The 18,197-nt window shown below is 71.5% G+C and carries 19 protein-coding genes; 12 read left to right on the forward strand and 7 right to left on the reverse strand.

The genetic code is table 11. The annotated features are described in order from the left end of the window. Positions 1-121 precede the first annotated feature (121 nt). The 5 genes from E0H26_RS12080 (at position 122) to nudC (ending at position 4,472) form a co-directional block, all read left to right on the forward strand. Positions 122-325 carry a cold-shock protein gene (locus E0H26_RS12080; RefSeq protein WP_013735772.1) on the forward strand — a complete coding sequence of 68 codons (204 nt, stop codon included), beginning with the start codon at positions 122-124 and terminating at the stop codon, positions 323-325. Positions 326-528: 203 nt separating this feature from the next. After that, positions 529-735, forward strand: a complete 207-nt coding sequence (locus E0H26_RS12085; RefSeq protein ID WP_420812820.1) for a hypothetical protein — start codon at positions 529-531, stop codon at positions 733-735. Between the two features lie 76 nt (positions 736-811). Further along, positions 812-2,122 carry a M16 family metallopeptidase gene (locus E0H26_RS12090; RefSeq protein WP_131303689.1) on the forward strand — a complete coding sequence of 437 codons (1,311 nt, stop codon included), beginning with the start codon at positions 812-814 and terminating at the stop codon, positions 2,120-2,122. Further along, on the forward strand, positions 2,119-3,444 hold the full coding sequence (locus E0H26_RS12095; RefSeq protein WP_131303690.1) for a M16 family metallopeptidase: 1,326 nt from the start codon (positions 2,119-2,121) through the stop codon (positions 3,442-3,444). The genes E0H26_RS12090 and E0H26_RS12095 overlap by 4 nt, the downstream gene beginning before the upstream one ends. Further along, a complete protein-coding gene (gene nudC, locus E0H26_RS12100) occupies positions 3,441-4,472 on the forward strand; it encodes an NAD(+) diphosphatase (protein ID WP_131303691.1) in 1,032 nt (343 codons plus the stop codon). Before E0H26_RS12095 ends, nudC begins: the two co-directional genes overlap by 4 nt. A gap of 219 nt (positions 4,473-4,691) precedes the next feature. Here the strand turns inward: nudC and E0H26_RS12105 are convergent, their stop codons facing one another. From E0H26_RS12105 to E0H26_RS12115, 3 genes are all read right to left on the reverse strand, one after another. Next, entirely contained in the window at positions 4,692-4,958 is a 267-nt protein-coding gene (locus E0H26_RS12105; RefSeq protein WP_131303692.1) for a hypothetical protein, read from the reverse strand. A gap of 268 nt (positions 4,959-5,226) precedes the next feature. Then, positions 5,227-5,463 carry a DUF397 domain-containing protein gene (locus E0H26_RS12110; RefSeq protein ID WP_131303693.1) on the reverse strand — a complete coding sequence of 79 codons (237 nt, stop codon included), beginning with the start codon at positions 5,461-5,463 and terminating at the stop codon, positions 5,227-5,229. Between the two features lie 68 nt (positions 5,464-5,531). Further along, on the reverse strand, positions 5,532-6,512 hold the full coding sequence (locus E0H26_RS12115) for a helix-turn-helix domain-containing protein (RefSeq protein ID WP_131303694.1): 981 nt from the start codon (positions 6,510-6,512) through the stop codon (positions 5,532-5,534). A gap of 221 nt (positions 6,513-6,733) precedes the next feature. Between E0H26_RS12115 and E0H26_RS12120 the strand changes: the two genes are divergently transcribed. Then, the gene (locus E0H26_RS12120) at positions 6,734-8,026 is read left to right on the forward strand and encodes an MFS transporter (RefSeq protein WP_131303695.1); all 1,293 of its coding nucleotides are present in this window, start codon (positions 6,734-6,736) and stop codon (positions 8,024-8,026) included. Positions 8,027-8,416: 390 nt separating this feature from the next. Then, positions 8,417-9,538: a M14 family zinc carboxypeptidase gene (locus E0H26_RS12125; RefSeq protein ID WP_165521824.1), complete on the forward strand. Its 1,122-nt coding sequence runs from the start codon at positions 8,417-8,419 to the stop codon at positions 9,536-9,538. Positions 9,539-9,610: 72 nt separating this feature from the next. Here the strand turns inward: E0H26_RS12125 and E0H26_RS12130 are convergent, their stop codons facing one another. Then, the gene (locus E0H26_RS12130) at positions 9,611-9,853 is read right to left on the reverse strand and encodes a mycoredoxin (RefSeq protein ID WP_131303697.1); all 243 of its coding nucleotides are present in this window, start codon (positions 9,851-9,853) and stop codon (positions 9,611-9,613) included. Between the two features lie 91 nt (positions 9,854-9,944). On the opposite strand from E0H26_RS12130, the gene E0H26_RS12135 reads away from it, so the two are divergent. The 3 genes from E0H26_RS12135 (at position 9,945) to E0H26_RS12145 (ending at position 13,018) form a co-directional block, all read left to right on the forward strand. Further along, positions 9,945-12,095 (forward strand): ATP-dependent DNA helicase UvrD2, encoded by a 2,151-nt coding sequence (locus E0H26_RS12135; protein WP_131303768.1) that lies wholly within the window; start codon positions 9,945-9,947, stop codon positions 12,093-12,095. Positions 12,096-12,259: 164 nt separating this feature from the next. After that, a complete protein-coding gene (locus E0H26_RS12140) occupies positions 12,260-12,520 on the forward strand; it encodes a hypothetical protein (RefSeq protein WP_131303769.1) in 261 nt (86 codons plus the stop codon). 132 nt (positions 12,521-12,652) lie between these two features. Next, complete coding sequence (locus E0H26_RS12145; RefSeq protein ID WP_131303698.1) at positions 12,653-13,018, forward strand: WhiB family transcriptional regulator; 366 nt, start codon at positions 12,653-12,655, stop codon at positions 13,016-13,018. Positions 13,019-13,522: 504 nt separating this feature from the next. Here E0H26_RS12145 and E0H26_RS12155 read toward each other — a convergent pair. The 3 genes from E0H26_RS12155 to E0H26_RS29275 form a co-directional block, all read right to left on the reverse strand. Next, positions 13,523-14,851 carry an ABC1 kinase family protein gene (locus E0H26_RS12155; RefSeq protein ID WP_131303700.1) on the reverse strand — a complete coding sequence of 443 codons (1,329 nt, stop codon included), beginning with the start codon at positions 14,849-14,851 and terminating at the stop codon, positions 13,523-13,525. 10 nt (positions 14,852-14,861) lie between these two features. Beyond that, positions 14,862-15,956 (reverse strand): TOMM precursor leader peptide-binding protein, encoded by a 1,095-nt coding sequence (locus tag E0H26_RS12160; RefSeq protein WP_131303701.1) that lies wholly within the window; start codon positions 15,954-15,956, stop codon positions 14,862-14,864. A gap of 194 nt (positions 15,957-16,150) precedes the next feature. Continuing rightward, entirely contained in the window at positions 16,151-16,318 is a 168-nt protein-coding gene (locus tag E0H26_RS29275) for a DUF5679 domain-containing protein (RefSeq protein WP_012014940.1), read from the reverse strand. A 530-nt stretch (positions 16,319-16,848) separates the two neighbouring features. On the opposite strand from E0H26_RS29275, the gene E0H26_RS12165 reads away from it, so the two are divergent. Then, positions 16,849-17,370, forward strand: coding sequence for a M48 metallopeptidase family protein (locus E0H26_RS12165; RefSeq protein ID WP_131303702.1), 522 nt, complete (start codon positions 16,849-16,851; stop codon positions 17,368-17,370). A 118-nt stretch (positions 17,371-17,488) separates the two neighbouring features. After that, positions 17,489-18,151, forward strand: a complete 663-nt coding sequence (locus E0H26_RS12170) for a hypothetical protein (RefSeq protein WP_131303703.1) — start codon at positions 17,489-17,491, stop codon at positions 18,149-18,151. Positions 18,152-18,197: the final 46 nt, after the last annotated feature.

The raw sequence follows: 18,197 nt of genomic DNA on the forward strand, positions 1-18,197 counted from the left end.
AGTTCTCCGGGCGGGGCGACCAGAAGCGACAGGTGTTCCGGGCAGGTCCGCCCGGCGCATTCCTCTCTCCGACCCCGCAACCGGTGCGGGTTCGACGTTCCGTCAAGGAGACGTAACAAGCATGGCTATTGGCACCGTCAAGTGGTTCAACGCTGACAAGGGCTTCGGCTTCATCACCCCGGACGGCGGCGGCGCCGACGTCTTCGCCCACTTCTCGGCGATCCAGTCCTCCGGCTACCGGAGCCTGGACGAGAACCAGCGGGTGGAGTTCGAGGTCGTCCAGGGCCAGAAGGGCCCGCAGGCGGAGAACATCCGCCCGCTCTGATCCAGAGCGGCACTGCCTGACCGTAGACGGTCGGGTCGCCTCCGGTGAACGTCTGGCCGGAGGCGACCCGACCGTTCGCACATCCGGCGCCATTCGCCGGAACCTGAGTCGGGAATCAGCAGTCCGAGCGTCGGGTGGGCGACTGCCAGCCACCGTTGCGCCGGGGAAGGCTGGGCTCGGGGCAAGTGCAGGGGGGCGGCGCGGTGCGGGGAAACAGGACCATGGTGGGCTCCGCGACGGCACGCGAGCTACTGCTGGTGGTAGCGATGGCGGCCGTCGGACTACTGCTCGCCACGGCTGCGGCCTTCACGCCCTGGCCGGTCACGCCCGGCGGCTCCGCGCCCTCCGGCCTGGTGGACCTGCATGGTCCGCCGGACACCCCCGACCCCGCCGGCAGCACCTCCGGCTGAACGGAAGGTGCCCTTCCTTACGCCTCCGGTGGGTAGGTGGCCGTTTTGGTCGCGTGGAGACGTTAGGGTCGGATCCGTGCCGACGCGCAGAGCGAAAATCCCAGCGACGAGGTATCCAGTCGAGCGTTTCACCCTCGACAACGGCCTGCGGGTGGTCCTCACCCCCGATCGCAGCGCCCCGGTCATCGGGGTGGCGGTCGTCTACGACGTGGGCATACGTTCCGAACCGGAGGGGCGTACCGGCTTCGCCCACCTCTTCGAACACCTGATGTTCCAGGGTTCGGAGAACCTGGAGAAGCTCGCCCATTTCCGACACGTACAGGGCGCCGGTGGCACCTTCAACGGGTCCACCCACCTGGACTACACCGACTACTACGAGACCCTGCCGAGCAACGCCCTGGAGCGGGCGCTGTTCCTTGAGGCCGACCGGATGCGCGGCCCCCGGCTGACCGAGGAGAACCTGCGCAACCAGGTCGACGTGGTCAAGGAAGAGATCCGGGTCAACGTGCTCAACCGGCCGTACGGCGGGTTCCCGTGGCTGACCCTGCCGCCGGTCATGTTCGACACCTTCCCCAACGCACACGACGGCTACGGCTCCTTCGACGACCTGGAATCGGCCACCGTCGCCGACGCCGCCGACTTCTTCCGGCGCTACTACGCCAGTGGCAATGCGGTGCTCGCGGTCAGCGGCGACATCGACGTGGCCGAGGCGACCAGGCTGATCGAGCGGCACTTCGGTGACGTGCCGGCCCGCCCGGCGCCGGAGCGGCCGGACTTCGCCGAGCCGGAGTTGACCGCCGAGCGGCGCACCGCGTACACCGACCAGCTGGCTCCACTGCCGGCGGTGGCGTCGGCGTGGCGGGTGCCCGACCCGGTCGGCGACTTCGCCGCCTATCTGCCGTACGTGGTGCTGGCCGAGGTGCTGACCGACGGTGACGCCTCCCGGCTGGTCGAGCGGCTGGTGCACACCGACCGCGCGGTGACCAGCGTGGGTGGCTACCTCGGGTTCATGGGCGACCCGTTCGACGTACGCGACCCCACCGCCCTGCTGCTCCAGGCGCACCTGCCGCCGGGCGGGGACGTCGACAAGGTGCTGCGCACCCTCGACGAGGAGTTGGACCGGCTGGCCACCGACGGGCTCACCGACGGCGAACTGGCCCGTACCCAGGCCAGGATGGCGACCCACCTGCTGCGTGACACCGACGCGGTGCTCGGCCGGGCGCTGCGGATGGCGGTGCTCGAACAGCAACGCGGCGAACCGGGCCTGCTGGGCGAACTGCCCCGACTCGTCGGCGAGGTCACCGACGAGCAGGTCCGCGCCGCCGCCGCCACCCTGCGGCCGGAACGCCGCGCATCCGTCGAGGTCATCCCCGGAGGTAACCAGTGAGTGCGCGACCGCTGCCGCCGCTCGGCCCGACCCGTCGGCTCAAGCTGCCGAGCCAGGCCGAGCGGACGCTTGGCAACGGACTGACCGTGATCGCGGTACGGCGTACGGCGGTGCCGCTGGTCGAACTGCGGCTCTGGATGCCGTTCGGCCGCGCGCACCTGGCCCGGGGGCACCTGCTCGCGCAGACCATGCTCTCCGGCACGGAGACGATGAGCAGCGTGCAGATCGCCGCCGAACTACAGAAGATCGGGGGTGGCCTGTCCGCCGGGCTCGACCCGGATCGGCTGATGCTCTCCGGCACCGGCCTGGCCACCGGCCTGGATCGCCTGCTGGAGATTCTCGCCGAGGTGCTCACCGGCGCCACCTACCCGGCCGAGTGGGTGGCCACCGAGCGGGATCGCCTGGTCGACGGGATCCAGGTCGCCCGCAGCCAGCCGGCCCACCTGGCTCGTACCGCGCTGCTCAAGCGGATCTACGGCCGGCATCCGTACGCGGTGCAGACGCCGGAGCCGGAGCAGGTCCGGGCCGTCCGGCCGGCGGCGCTGCGTACGCTGCACGCCCAGCGGGTGCATCCGGCGGGCGCGGTGCTCGTGCTGGTCGGCGACGTGCGGCCGGAGCGGGCACTGGACGCGGCGGAGAAGGCGCTCGGCGGCTGGAGCGGCGACGGGTACGCCACCGAACTGCCCCCGGCCCCGCCGTTGGTGTCCGGGCCGCTGCTGCTGGTCGACCGGCCCGGTTCGGTGCAGTCGTCGCTGCGGCTGGCGTTGCCGGCGGTCCCGCGCACCCATCCCGACCACGCCGCGCTGCAACTGGCCAACCTGATCTTCGGCGGCTACTTCTCCTCCCGTTGGGTGGAGAACATCCGGGAGGACAAGGGCTACACGTACGGGCCGCACTCACTGGTCGAGCACTCGGTGGCCGGCTCCCTGCTGGTGGCCGCCGCCGAGGTGGCCACCGAGGTGACCGCCCCGGCGCTGCTGGAGACCCGCTACGAGTTGGGCCGGCTCGCCACCGTGGCGCCGACACCGGACGAGCTGGAACAGGCCCGGCAGTACGCCCTCGGCACGCTCCAACTCGGTGTTTCCACCCAGGCGGGGCTGGCGTCGCTGGTCAGTGCCTACGCCGGCAACGGGTTGCGACTGGACTTCCTGTCCGAGCACGCGGCCCGACTGGCCAGGGCGAGCGTCGATGACGTGGCCGCGGCGGCGGCCCGCTACCTCGCTCCGGCGCGGGCGGTCACCGTGGTGCTCGGTGACGCCGAACGGATCGCGGATTCGCTGGGCACGTTGACGTCGATCGAGACCACGCCGGTGTCGGCATGAGCCCGCGAGCCGCGGCCCGTTCGGACGGCGCCGCCGGTTCGCAGGGCGGTGCCCGTGCGAAGGGCGCCGGGCAGGCCCTGCACGCGCGTGGCGAGGCCGCCCCACCGTTGGCCCGTTCCACGCTCGACCGGGCGGCACACCGGCGTACCGACCCGCAGTGGCTGGCCCAGGCGTGGGCCGGGGCGCGGGTGCTGGTGCTGGACGTCGCGTCCGATGGGCGGGCCCTGGTGCGTACCGACACGCCGGTGCCGACGTTGGTCCTCGTCGAGGCCGACGACGTGCCGCCGGAACTCGCCACCGGGGCGATGTTCCTGGGCGTGGAGCCGGACGGGGTCCCGGTGTTCTGCGTGCACGCCGAGCTGCCGACGGTGCCGGACACCCGGGCGGCGCACCTGCGGCAGGTCGGCCACCTGCTCGGCGACCGGGACGCTGGCCTGTTCACCACGGCACTGGCGTTGACCAACTGGCATCTGCGACACCTGTACCACCCGGTCACCGGCGAGCCGACCCGGGCGGACGAGGGGGGTTGGTCCCGGGTGGACGCCGGGGGCGAGCGGGTCTGGCCGCGTACCGATCCGGCGATGATCGTGCTGGTGCACGACGGTGTGGACGGCGTCGACGGGCGGTGCCTGCTCGGCAACAACGCCACCTGGCCGAGCACCGCGGGGCAGCGCCGCTTCTCCTGCCTGGCCGGTTATGTCGAGCCAGGTGAGTCGGCCGAGGCGACGGTGCTGCGGGAGGTCCACGAGGAGGTCGGCCTCCCGGTCGCCGACGTCACGTACGTGACCAGCCAGGCGTGGCCGTTTCCCGGCTCGCTGATGCTCGGCTTCCTGGCGACCGCCGACCCGACGCACCCGGTGCGGGTCGATTCCACCGAGATCGCCCAGGCCCGCTGGTTCACCCGGCAGGAGATCGGCGCGGCGTTGGCCGGTCGACCGGTCGACGTGGGCGGCGCCGAGTTGCGCCTACCCCCACGGTCGTCGATCGCGCTGTTCCTGATCCACCGCTGGTTCGACGGCCACAGCTGAGGTGTAAGGAAGGGCACCCTATTAACGCCTCGTGTATAGCAGGGTGCCCCTCTTAACACCGTCGCGCCGAGCGGGAGCGCGGGCGGGAGCGGGGGAGTGCGGCCCCGACCCGTGACCGTCGTTGCCGCGGTGGCCACGGGTCGGGGACACGGGCCGTCGTGGTCGGCTGGGTGAGGAACACGGCGGGGGAGCCGGTCGACCACGACGGACGTGTACGGGTCAGGTGCCGGGCCCGTCCGGGCGGGCCCGCCGGGAATCGTCCAGCGGGAGTACCTTGACCCGCTGCTTGCCGGCGCGTACGGCACCGACCGTGGAGAGGGCGCGGGCGAGCACGAGCGCAGCGTCCCGGTCCTCGGCGTGCACGACCTGGCAGCGCGGCTCAGGCCGGGCGGTCTCGTCCCGTAGCCGGCGGCCACCGGCCCAGGCGGCCGTGATGTCGGCGTCGGCGGCGGCGCGGATGCTGGTGCGAACGATCAGGAAACGCATGGGGGTCTCCGGATGTGCCGCGACGGGTGGAACGGTGGAAGTTCCACGTCACTACTCCGCCATCGTACGCCCGGACCGCATCTCAGCAAGTGAAACGCGCGGATCGATGTGCAGGCCCGCCCGATCATCCGACCCCTGCTCATCGGGGTCGTCGAGACTGGACGACGACGGGACCGCCGGCATCGGTGCCGGCGGTCCCGTGGGGCGGTACGCGCCCAGGGCGTGGGTGCCGAAGTCCTCGGCTCGACCGAGGACTTCGACACCGGGCCTAGTTGAGGTCGAACTGACCGTTCTTGGCGCCGGAGATGAAGCCGAGCCAGCCGGCCCGGTTGAACAGCAGCACCGGGCCGCCGCGGTCCTTGCTGTCGCGCAGCGCCACTGCGGCGGGGCCGTTTCGCAGCGGTGCGACCTCGACGCAGTTGGAGGTCTGGCTGCGGGTACTGGTGCGCCAGGGGGCGTTGGCGAGTTGGGCGAGGACGGACGGCGTGTTGCGGATCTTGTGCATCGTTGCGCTCCTGAGGTGAACCGACGGGTACGAGCGGCGGGACACGTCCCGACGGTGTCCGGTTCCGGTCACCGTTCCGTCAGGCGCCCTGCGGAGCCGCGGCGCTGGGTCGGCGCCGTTGCCGAGCCAGCCGCCACGGCGGACGCGGCTACCGCGCTGGACATCCGTCCCGACGATTCCATCAGCCAGGTGAGGGTGTCCGTTGCGGAGAGCGCCGCCGTGCATAGCCACTCGAACACCACTTTATAGCGATTTAGGACGATAACGTCGGTCGACATGACGTCGGTGAAGCCACCTTCGATGGCCAGCGTCTCCAGATCGAGCGGATCGGCGAACCGATAGAGGGAGAACGCCGTCGGCGGCACGTACCACTGGCCGATCGGAGTGTCCCGCAGCAGCACGTGCAGCGTGACGTTCGGCAGCATGGCCAGCTCGCACAGCTGCGTCAACTGCTCCCGGAGCACCTCCGGCGGGCCGGCCCGGTGGCCCAGCGCCGCCTCCTCCAGGACCGCGGTGTAACGGGCTGCGCCGGTCCCTCGATTGAGCAGTGACTGTCGCGCCAGCCGCGCCTTGATCTCGGTCTCGATGTCCTCCCCGGTATCCGGATCGCCGGCCTCCTGGTCGACCTGCCAGGCCGAGGAGATCCGCATCCGGGCATACCCGGGGGTCTGCAACAGCCCCGGCACCAGAACCGGGTTGTACTCGGAGATCTCGGCGCAGCCCGCCTCCAGTTCGGCGAAGCTGCGCTGCTGCTGCGTCATCGCCGGAAAGTTCTTCAGCCAGCCACGGATGTCGCCGGCCTCCTGGGCGATGCCGAGCAGTTCGGACCGTACCGTCTCATCGACGCGGTACAGGTCGAGCAGGTTTTGGACGTCCTGCGGGTCCGGCCGGCTGCGACCGTTCTCCAGCCGGGACAACTTGGATGCGGAGGCCCAGCCGATGTGCTCGATGACCTGGTCCCCGGTAAGGCCGGCGGCCTCGCGCAGTCGGCGCAGCTCAAGGCCGAGCCGGCGGCGGCGCCGGATCGGGCCGGGTGAGGCTGGAGGCACGGTGTCCTCTTTTCCGTCGACCGCCGCGGACGCGACGGTAACTGTATGAAATTCGCCCCCCACGGTCAGTATGGACGTCGCGACCGGCGCCGGAGGTTCCGGCGGAGGGCGTGTCATCAGAAATGCGCAGACCCGACACCGGGTGGGGCCACCGCGACCTGCGTCGCCGGAGCCCGGCCGAGGCGTCTGCCGCGCCCGTCGCGCCACCCCCGGAGGGACCAATGCGCACCGTCCTGAGACACCCGGATTTTCGCCTGCTCTTCGGCGGTCTGCTGGCCAGCATGACCGCGGAGTCGATCCTGCTGCTGGCGCTCGCCATCTGGGTGAAGGACCTGACCGGATCGGACGGCCTCGCCGGCGCCACCATCTTCGTGATCATCGCCCCACGGGCGCTCGCGCCGCTGGTCGGCTGGTTCGTCGACCGGTATCCGCGGCGTCGCGTCTTCGTGGCCACCAACCTCGCCATGGCGCTGCTGCTCACCCCGCTCTTCGCGGTACGCGACGCGGGCCACATGTGGATCATCTACGGGGTGGCCGCGCTCTACGGCCTGTCGAACCTCACGGTCGGCGCGGTGCTCAGCCGGCTGATCCGCGAACTGGTCCCCGCCGACCTGCTCGGTGAGGCCAACGGGGTGCTCCAGACGGTCCGCCAGGGCCTGCGGCTGATCGGCCCGCTGGCCGGCGCCGGACTCTACGCGCTGCTCGGTGGCGGCATGCTGGCCGCCGCCGGGATGGCCGGTTTCCTGATCGCCGCCGCTGTGGTGGGCGGTCGGCGCTTCGCCGCTTCGCCCGACCGTCCGGGCGACGAGTCCACCGCCGCGCGGCGCTGGCCGAGCCAGCTCGTCGCCGGCCTGCGCCACCTCGTCCACGAACGGGCGATCCGGCGGGCGCTGGTCGGCTACGGGCTCGGCTCGCTGGTGATGGGCTTCACGGAGTCGCTCATCTTCGCGTACGTCGACCAGGGGCTCGGCCGGGACGCGGCGTTCGTCGGCGTACTGGTCACCGTGCAGGGCGTCGGCGGGCTGGTCGGTGGGCTGTGTTCGGCCGCCGTGCTGCGCCGGCTCGGCGAGCTGGGCACCCTCGCCGCCGGTGTGGCGTTCTTCGGGCCGGCCGCGTTGGCGCTGGGGTACCCGAACATGTGGCTCGGCTTCGTCGCCGTGCTGATGGCCGGCGTGTCGCTGCCGCTGACCCTGGTCGGTCTGCACACGCTGGTCCAGCGACGCACCCCGCCCGAACTTCTCGGCCGGGTCGCCGCCGCCTCCGAGGCCGTGGTCAGGTTGCCGCAGGCGATCTCGATCGGCCTGGGGGCGTTGCTCGTCGGCGTGCTCGACTACCGGCAGGTGTTCACGTTGGTCGGACTGGCCACCCTGCTCGCCGCCGGCTACCTCTGGGGTGGGCGCCGGCTCAGCCCGCCGGCCGGGCGGCCGGCGCGTCCCCGGATTCCGGCACCGCGTCCGGCCATCGAGGACCGGAAGGACGATGCCGTCATTCTGGCCAGAAACCCGGGCCGCTGACCGCAGCCCGGGCTCCGGCGCGGATGGCCGGAAGACGAGGAGTACGCCGTATTAGACGGTTTGGCGCTGCCCGGCTGTGTCCTCCGCAGCAACCGCCATGACTGCGGCAAACCCGATGATCAGATCCTTTTTCGTCTTTGCCAGGGATTTGAGCGAAATCCATCCGCCAGACGCCGAACATTCGGCAGCGGCTCGCCCGTCCATCGCTGCACATTCGACGGAAGTTGACATCGAGCCTTGACCTGCAAAAACGGCCCTCGTTGAATGATCACACCGCATGGCCTTCCGGTTAGGAAGGCTGCATTCCGGCCAGCCCGCAGCGCGAAAGGGGGTCGCAGCGAGATCTGGCTGGGGTGCTGCCGCGACAAACCTCAGAAGGGACGTCACCCAGTGACCAGACCACGCCGCCGCCACGTAGCCCTGCTTGCCGCGCTGCTCCTCGCCCCCACGGTGGCGCCCGGGGTGGCGAACGCGAACGGGCCGTTCGTTCCGCCAAGCCAAGAGACCGTCAACCGCTCCTCGATGCTCAGCGCCGCGGAGGTCTCCGCCGAACTCCGCTCGTTGGAGGCCCGCAGCAAGGGTGCTCTCCGGGTGGAGGAGGTCGGCCGCAGCGGCCAGGGCCGCCCGCTGGAAGTCGCATACATCGGCACCGGTAGCACCCGGGTCTGGATCCAGGGCCGGATCCACGGAAACGAGCCGTACGGCGCCGAAGCCTCGTTGGACTTCCTGAAGACCCTGGTGTCCGGCGGCAAGCACGCGCGTGAGGTCCTGGAGAACGTCAGCTTCGCGATCATCCCGCTCTACAACCCCGACGGCTTCGAGGCGTACCGGCGGCAGGACAGCATCCACAACATCGACCTCAACCGCGACTGGGGGGTCGACCGCCGGATCTTCGACCAGCTCAACGCCGTCCGGGTCGGCCTTGGCCAAGCCCCGCTGCCCGAGCGGAACTTCACCAGCTACACCCGGCACCGCGCCGTCGAGTCACAGGCATTCTGGTACGCCTGGGCCGACTTCCTGCCGCACCACATGATCGACCTGCACCACCAGGGCACGTACTACGTCGACGACACCGACGAGATGACGACGTTCTCGGTGGGCATCTCGCTCGACCCCGGCATGCTCACCTCCGAGCAGTGGAACACCGTACGCCGGATGGGCGTGGTGGCCGCGGACGCCGCCGGCAAGAGCGGCGTGGTCAACGTGACCCGCTACCCGTACATCAACATTCCGGAGGGCGTCACCTCGGCCTCGATGCTGAACGGGCCCGGCCCGCAGGGTGAGTACGCCAACTGGCGCACCAACGCGATGTTCTTCGAGTCGCGCGGCGGCATCGGCCACAAGAGCAGCGGCTACATCGTCAAGCAGAACGTCGTCGGGCTCTGGGCCATCGTCGACGCGATGAGCGACGGCTCGCTGGCGACCGTGGACGCCGACCGGTGGGCGGAGATCCCGGCGCGGGGCGCCACGATCACCACCTGCATCAAGTTCCCCAACCAGTGTGAGTTCTGATCCCCGGCACGGTTGCTGACACCGCAGTGGCGGTTCACCCCTCTCTCGTCGGGGTGAACCGCCACTGTCTGGTTACGCGGCGATGCTGGCCAGGTGCTGCTTGACCTGGGTGATCGACGGGTTGGTCAGCGAGCTGCCGTCGGCGAAACGCAGCGTGGGGACGGTCTGGTTGCCGCCGTTGACGCTCATCACGAAGTCAGCGGCCGCCGGATCCTGCTCGATGTCGACCACCTGGTAGGCGATCCCCTCCCGGTCGAGCTGCGACTTCAGCCGGTGGCAGTAGCCGCACCAGGGAGTCGAGTACATCGTCAGCATGGTCAGATCCTCCAACGTCGGGCCCGGCTGGGTGCTGATCAGCACAGGCTATCCGCTGCAACGTCCGGGGCAGCTGAGACAATTCCCCGTTGTGGTGGTCAACTCCGCGGCTGAACGCGTGCTCGCCGGGCTCGACCCCGAGCAACGCTCGGCGGTCACCGCCCCCGCCGGGCCGGTCTGCGTACTGGCCGGTGCCGGCACCGGCAAGACGCGGGCGGTGACGTCGCGGATCGCGTACCGGTCGTTGACCGGTGAGATGGCCGCCCGGCATGTGCTCGCGGTCACCTTCACCGCCCGGGCCGCCGCCGAACTGCGCCATCGGCTCGCCCAACTCGGCGTGGCCGGCGTGCAGGCACGTACCTTCCACGCGGCGGCGCTGCGCCAGGTGCGCTACTTCGCGCCCCGGCTGCTCGGCGGGCGGGCCATGCCGGAGCTGCTGGACAGCAAGGTCCGGCTGGTCACCCTCGCCGCCGCCCGGGCCGGGCTGCGGGCCGACCGGACGGCCGCCCGGGACCTCGCCGGTGAGTTCGAGTGGGCCAAGTCCTCCCTGGTAGAGCCGGGGGAGTACGTGGTGGCGGCGGCCAAGGCGCTGCGCGAGACACCGTACGAGCCGGCCAAGGTCGCCGAGGTCTTCGCCGCGTACGAGAAACTCAAGCGCGCCAACGGGGTGATCGACTTCGAGGACGTGCTACGGGCCGCGGTCTGGGGCATCGAGGAGCACCCGGACGTCGCCGAGCAGGTCCGCAGCCAGTACCGGCACTTCGTCGTCGACGAGTACCAGGACGTCAACCCGTTGCAGCAACGGCTGCTGGACGCCTGGCTGGGCGGCCGGGACGACGTGACCGTGGTCGGCGACGCCAGCCAGACGATCTACTCGTTCACCGGGGCGACGTCGTCGTACCTGGTCGATTTCCCGCGCCGGCACCGTGACGCCACCGTGGTCCGGCTGGTCCGCGACTACCGTTCCACCCCGCAGGTGGTCGGCCTGGCCAACGCCGTCATCTCCCAGGCGCGGGGCACCGAGGCCCGGCTGCGCCTGGAACTGGTCGGCCAGCGCCCGGCCGGTCCCGAGCCGGAGCGGCGGATCTTCACCGACGAGCCGGCGGAGGCCAACGCGGTCGCCGCCCGCTGCCGTGCGCTGGTGCAGGCCGGCACGCCGGCCCGCGAGATCGCCGTGCTGTTCCGCACCAACGCCCAGTCTGAGGCGTACGAGAAGGCGCTCGCCGAGGCGGGTGTGCCGTACGTGGTGCAGGGGGCCGAGCGGTTCTTCGAACGGGTCGAGGTACGCCAGGCGATGGTGGCGCTGCGCGCGGCCACCCGATCGATACCCGGCGAGACGCCACTGCCGGTGGCGGTGGTCGAGGCGCTGGCGGCCGTCGGTTGGGCCGCCGACTCGCCTCCGCCCGGCGGGGCCGCCCGGGAACGCTGGGAGGCGCTGGCCGCGCTGGTCCAGCTCGCCGAGGAGTACGCGGCCACACCGCAGCTCCTGCCGCTCGGCGCGGCGGCCACCGTCGAGCGCCCGGTCACCCTGGCCGACTTCACCGACGAACTGGCCCGGCGGGCGGCACAGCAGCACGCGCCGACCGTGGAGGGCGTCACGCTGGCCTCCCTGCACTCGGCGAAGGGCCTGGAATGGGACGCGGTGTTCCTGGTCGGCCTGGCCGAGGGCACCCTGCCCACCACGTACGCCCGCACCACCGAGCAGGTCGAGGAGGAGCGCCGGCTGCTCTACGTCGGCATTACCCGGGCCCGCCAGTGGCTCTGGCTGTCGTACGCCTCGGCACGCTCGCCGGGCGGGCGGGCCCGGCGGCCCTGCCGCTTCCTGCCCCAGCTCTCCCCGTCCGGCCCGGCGGAGCGGGCCGCCGGTACCCGCCCGGCCCCCGGTGCCCAGCGGCGGGCCAACCGGATCGTCTCCTGTCGGATCTGCGGCACGACCCTGCTCGCCGGGCCGGACCGCAAGCTGGGTCGCTGCGCGACCTGCCCCTCCGACATCGACGACGAACTGCACGAGCGGCTGCGTGAGTGGCGGTCCCGGGTGGCGGACACGCAGAAGGTGCCCGCCTACGTCGTCTTCACCGACGCCACCCTGGTCGCGCTCGCCGAACGGCGCCCGGGCCGGGCCGAGGAACTCGTCGCCATCGCCGGGATCGGCCCCCGCAAGCTGGGCCTGTACGGCGAGGCCGTGCTGGCGTTGGTGGGCGGCGCGGCGGTCGAGGAAATCTGCCCACAGAAAAGTTTCTGAATCAGGCCGTTAATTCGTTTGCCCTCGCCCTACCGGCCGGCATAGCCTCAGGACACACCTCGGGAGGGGCCCTGTTCGGGCTGCTCACGGGGGATGTCCGAGTCGACCACGAGTGAACGTCGAAGGAGGTGGCCCCAATGGAGAGCTCCGTCTACCAGCGTCCGATGGCGCTGCCCGTTGCCGTCGCTCCGCTGTCGGCTGCCCTGACTGTCGCCGTGGTTCCGCTGTCGGCTGTCCGGGCGACCGTTGCCAATGCGCGACCGTGGGCTCCGCAGGTGCACCAGGGCGAGGTTCAGGCCGAGCTGATCCTTGCGTCGGCGCCGAACGGGATCCAGGGCACCAGTGGCTTCACGGGTAAGGGCGTCGATGGCGCCAACAAGCGGATGGACGTCCGCGGTGTTCCACCTCGAGGTAGACCGGTCTGACCACCAGACCACCGGCTCACCTTGAGGCCGCGGAACCCGCATACCGGGATCCGCGGCCTTAGTTTTTTGCACCGCCGAAGTACGTCGGACCAGCGATCCACGAGATCGAAATGAGAGAGAGGTGACCGGGAGATGAGTCTGGCGTTGGCCCCGCTCGACCTGAACGTCGAGACCGAGGCGAACCTGCCCTGCCGGAAGTTCGACCCCGACCTGTGGTTCTCCGACTCGCCCACCGACCTGGACGTGGCCAAGTCGCTCTGCGGGGACTGCCCGCTGCGCGTCGAGTGCCTCGCCGGCGCGGTCGAGCGGGCCGAGCCCTGGGGCGTCTGGGGTGGCGAGATCTTCGAGCGTGGCGCGGTCGTACCGCGCAAGCGGCCCCGTGGCCGCCCGCGTAAGGAGGACCTCGCCCGTGACGCCGCGCTGCGGGTCGAGGCCGAGGCGCGGTTGGCGGCCAATGGCCTTGCCACCTCGCGCAGCGCCGTCCGGCTGGCTGCCTGACATGTTCCCGAACCGGACCATCCCCGCCGGTACCGCACCGGCCGAGAGAAAGCAGACCCCCATGTTGCACCTGCCCAGCGGAGTCGCCGAAATGCAACTACTTCACGAAGCGTTGTCGAGGGCTCGAATGCTCCGGCCTCAGGCCGGTCGCATCACCACGAGCACTGAGGCAACCCGATCCGCCCGTACCGTCGCCATGGCCGTCCGCACCCGGTCGGCCCGCGAACTGGGCGCTCTGTAGTACCACCACACCGAACCGGCGGGCGGGGACGTCAAGTCCCCGCCCGCCGACGCGTGTGCAAGGAAGGGCCCCCTGTTAACGCCTCCGGTGGTAAAGGGGCCCCTTGTTAACAAAGTGCTTTTGCGACCGGTCGCGCGGGAAGGTTGGTGGCGCATGCGGCCGGTGGCGCGGCAAGGTCGGTGGCGCATGCGAGCGGTGGCGTCGGCGGGCCGTGGCGGACGCGCCGTGATGCGGGCGAGTGGTGGCGCGGGGCGGTGGCGTGGTCAGCTGACCGCGGCGAAGCCGGGCAGCCAGCGTTCCAGGATGCCGCGATAGGGCGCCTTTGCCTCCAGTTGACACAGCACGCCGATCGACCCGAGGGTCACCCGGTGGATGAGCAGGTACGACGGCGGCAGGTTGAGCTGCCGACCGAACTGGTACGCCGGTGAGCGTGGGTTCGCCAGCCGGGCGGCCTCGGCCCGCAGCCAGGCCCGGGTGAACCGGAACTCGTCGGTGGCGATCGGATCGAGCATCGGACGCAGGAACTCCAGCAGCCCGTGGGCGTCGATCGGAGCGTCGGAGCTGACGAAGCCCTCGGACCGTAGGCCGGCGACCACCTCGTCGGCGTCGCCGCGCAGGGCGAGACCCGCGATGCGGCCGATGGGTTCCGGGGTTCCGTCCGGCATCCGGGCCACCGCGCCGAAGTCGATCACTCCGAGCCGGCCGTCGGGGAGCAGCCGGAAGTTGCCGGGGTGCGGGTCGGCGTGCAGCAATCCGGCCCGCGCGGGTGCCGACAGGTGAAGGGTGGCCATCAGCCGCCCCGCCTCGTTGCGCTGCTGCTCGCTGCCCTCCCGGATGATGTCGGCCATCGGCGTGCCCTCGACCCATTCGGTGACCAGCACCCGGGGCGAGGCGAAGAACACCATCGGTACGTAGATCTCGGCGTCGTCCGCGTACGCGGTGGCGAAGGCGCGCTGCGACTCCGCCTCCAACTCGTAGTCCAACTCCTCGGTGATTCGCTCCCGCAACTCGGCCAGGAGCGGTTTGACGTCCAGCCCCGGCTGGATGGCCCGGAACATGCCGCCCAACCGGGAGAGCTGTTTGAGGTCGGCGAGCAGCGCGTCACCGGCGCCCGGATATTGGATCTTGACGGCTGCGGCGCGACCCGTGCCGTCCGGCATCCGCCACACCGCGCGGTGCACCTGGCCGATGCTGGCCGCGGCGGCCGGGGAGTCGTCGAAGCTCACGAACCGGTCCCGCCAGGCGGGGCCGAGTTGCTCGGCGAGCACCTTGTGCACGCTGGCGACCGGTAGCGGTGGGGCGGCTTCCTGGAGTTTGGTCAGGGCCTGCCGGTAGGGCGCGGCGATCTCTTCCGGCAGCGCGGCCTCGAAGACCGACAGCGCCTGGCCGAACTTCATCGCCCCACCCTTGAGCTGGCCGAGGACGCTGAACAACTGCTCGGCCGTACGCTGCTGGATCTCCGCTGAGATCACGTCAGAGGCGAGCCCGGTGACGCGCTTTCCCATGCCGAGGACGGTCCGGCCGGCGAAGCCGAGCGGCAGAGCGGCGAGCTTGGCGGTCCGGGAGACGGCCCGGCGCGGGATGTCGGTCACCTGGCCATTGTTACCGACTCCGTGGGCCCGCTGCTGCTGTGCGGCCGGGCTGGCCACCAGGCACCTTGGTACGCGAGCACCCGCAGCGGGGATGCGGCGGCCAGTGGCGGCGCCGGAGGTTGCCCGGCGAAATGATCTCGATCGCTGCGCCGAGGGTCTCCGGCGTGCCTCCGTCGAGCTGGTGCAGGGCCTCGCCGACCGCGACCGCGGTGGCCGCCAGCAGCACGCTCGCGGCGCAGCTCGGCGTGACCGGGCGGCTGGCGAGCTGGGCGGCCAGCGTCGGCCAGTCGGGATCACGGTCGGTGCGGTGCAGGTCGAGGCAGCCCAGGCAGGGCCCGTCCGGTGGCCGGACCAGCGGCCCGATCACCGGGACACCCTCCCGAATGTCGACCAGCAGGTGTGGTTGCCGCCGCTGGGCGTGGCCGGCGGCCAGGAGTGCGGCGGGTCGGTCGGCGCCCAGTTGGATCACCAGGTCGGGTCGTGGCCGGCGCGGCGGGTTGGTGCCGGTGCCGGGTGCCGAGCGGTCCACGGCGGCCCGGACCGCCGGGCTGAGCGGACGGCCGATCTCGCCGGCTGCGATGCCGGTGCCGACCAGGTCGATCGGCCGGACCGGGCCGGGCAGGTCGGGGTGGACGTGGCCGACGCCGGCCTGGGCCAGGGCCACGGCAATGGCGGCGCCGAGCGGGCCGGCGCCGGTGACCGTGACCCGGCTGGCCAGGCGGCGACGGAGCACCTGGGCGGGGGTTCCCGGGAGCCGGGCGGCGACGAGCGCCAACGCGGCGGCCTCCGTGGCCAGCCGGGCGCGGCGTGCTCCGGTGAGCTCGCGGGGCACGAGGGTGTGCGCCGGCACCACCAGTCCGGCGGAGCGCAGGGCGTCGAGCAGGGTGCGGGCGTGCTCGGTACGCGCATCCGCCCCGGTCAACACCTGCCGTTCGCTGTGGGCGCCGTCGAGCAGGTCGAGTAGCCCGGCGGCCCGTGGGTCCGCGATCTCCACGAGGACGGCCCGTTCCTGGTCGAGCCCGAGCTGGAGGGTGTGCCGGTCGCGCCAGAGTCGGCTGAGTCCGGGCAACAGGGTGGGGCGGGGGGACGGAAGGGATGACGGCATGGGCACGAATAGTGACCGAATCCCCGCTCTCCGTCGATCGTTGTCCACAGGTGGGCAGCCCCAGATCCAGCGCTGTCCACAGGATTTGCCGAGATATCCACAACCGGCGGGTAACTGGAGTCGGCCGTCCGACAGTCAGCCGGACACGCGAGCGGGGGTGGCCGGTGGCCACCCCCGCTCGCGGAACGCGTACGTCAGACCTTGGCCTTGCCGAGGATGCGGTTCACTGTTGTGCCACACACCGGACACTTGCCCTTGGCCATGTTCATGCCGGTCTTCGAGACCTCGACGCGGCCTTCGAAGTCCCGCTTCTCCTTGCACTTGACGCAGTAACCGTTGTAGGTCTGGGCCTGGTCGGCCACGTTGCCCTCCTCGTCTCGTCCGCCGGTCGATACCGGCCCGGCGGGTTACCGGCGGCGGTCGCGTACGGCGTCCGGCGCTGGTCTTTTCCGCGGCCACCCACGTGACCGCTGGTTGGCGGACCCTACCCAGGTGTGGGCGGTTCCATGTCAGCTGCGCATTGCCACTGTGAGCAAGGCGACGTCGAGAGTGTGCACGCCGAATCGGGCCAGATCAGCCAGTTTCGCGGGGACACGCCGACCGGAGGCCCGCAAATTCGCTGGTCGTGCCCGCCTGGCGGGGCCCGGCGCCCCCGTTCGGTGTCCTGCTGCAATGATCACCTAGCGTGGTGCGTGGCTGGTGTGACAGCTCGTCGGCCCTCACGAAGCGTGATCGTGATGCCGGACGCCGGTCCGGCAAGAAATTTTTCGGGACTCCTGGCGACCAATCACCATTTTCCGGGCGCGTGTCGTGGGGTTGACCCTTGCGGACCCCTGGTCGCAACGCATTACCTTGCCATCGTGACAGCAAACCGAGGCTGCGCGGTCCACTGATGGCTGGGCCGCGGAAGCCGGTCGTCGAGGTACGGCGCAGCCAGCGCCGGCGACGCACGGTGTCCGCCTACCGCGACGGTGAGCGCGTCGTCGTCCTCATCCCGGACCAGTTCTCCCGGGCCGAGGAGAGCGAGTGGGTCGACCGGATGCTCGCCCGGCTCGCCGCCCGGGAGGGCCGGCTGGCCCGCTCGGACGCGGAACTGCTGGTGCGCGCCGGCCGACTGATCAAGCTCTACCTGGCCGAGTACGGCAACCAGGCGCTACCGGCCAGCGTCCGGTGGGTGAGCAACCAGAACGGCCGCTGGGGCTCCTGCACCCCGGCGGACCGGTCCATCCGGTTGTCGCACCGGATCCAGGAGATGCCGGACTGGGTCATCGACTACGTGCTGCTGCACGAACTCGTGCACCTCATCGTGGCCAGTCACAACGCCGAGTTCTGGGCGCTGGTCGGCAGGTACCCGAAGACCGAACGCGCCCGCGGCTACCTGGAGGGTGTGGCGGCCGTCTCCGGTACCCCCTGACCGCCGACGAGCCAGGCAACACCGCCCGCAGCACCGCGCCCGGGTAGGCGCGGCCGGACGGCCCCGGGAGCGCCCCGCCGGTGGGGCACGCCAGATCTGGCCGGCGTAGGGTCGGGGGATGGCCCGACGTGTGGTGGTGGCTCTGCTCGCGCCGGTCACCTGGGCGCCGCCCGGCATCGACCCGGGCGACTGGCGTACGGCGCTCGCCGAGGACGTGGTGGACCTGCTCGCCACGCTCAACGAGGCGGACACCGCAGTGGCGGTCACCCCGGCGGACCGCTGGCTGGCCGACGCGGTGATCTGGCCCGGCACCAGCGTCTACGAAGTGCCCGAACCGACCCCGAACGCCGTGTTCGCCGCGCTGGGTGGCGGTGACGGAGCAGCGCCGGACCCGGGCGACGTCCAACCGGTGCCCGGCCGGTACGAGCAGGCGGCGGTGGTCGCCGGTGACGCACCGGACCTGCCGGGGCTCACCATCGGCAAACTGCTGCGCCCGCTGACCAGCCGTCCGGTCGCGGTCGCACCCGTCGAGGGTGGCTCGGGCCTGCTGGGTGCGGCGGCCCGGCTGCCCGTACCGCGCTGGCTGCCGCCGCTGGATCTCGACGCTGCGGTGCCGGCGGCCGTGCGCGCGGCGGCGCCCCGCCCGGGCGACCTGGCGGTCACGCCGTCCTGGCACCGGCTGCGCGGCCCGGCGGACCTGGCCCGGCTCGACCCCGCCCTGGCCGGCTGGGAGAACACCCGGGCGCTACTGTCCGGCGCCGGCCGGCACGGGATGGCCTGACAGCTGCCCGATCCGGGTTCGAGTGGCCTCGGCGACGCCGCGAAAA

The organism is Micromonospora zingiberis (assembly GCF_004331455.1).
In the GTDB taxonomy this organism is placed as follows: Bacteria; Actinomycetota; Actinomycetes; order Mycobacteriales; family Micromonosporaceae; genus Micromonospora; species Micromonospora zingiberis.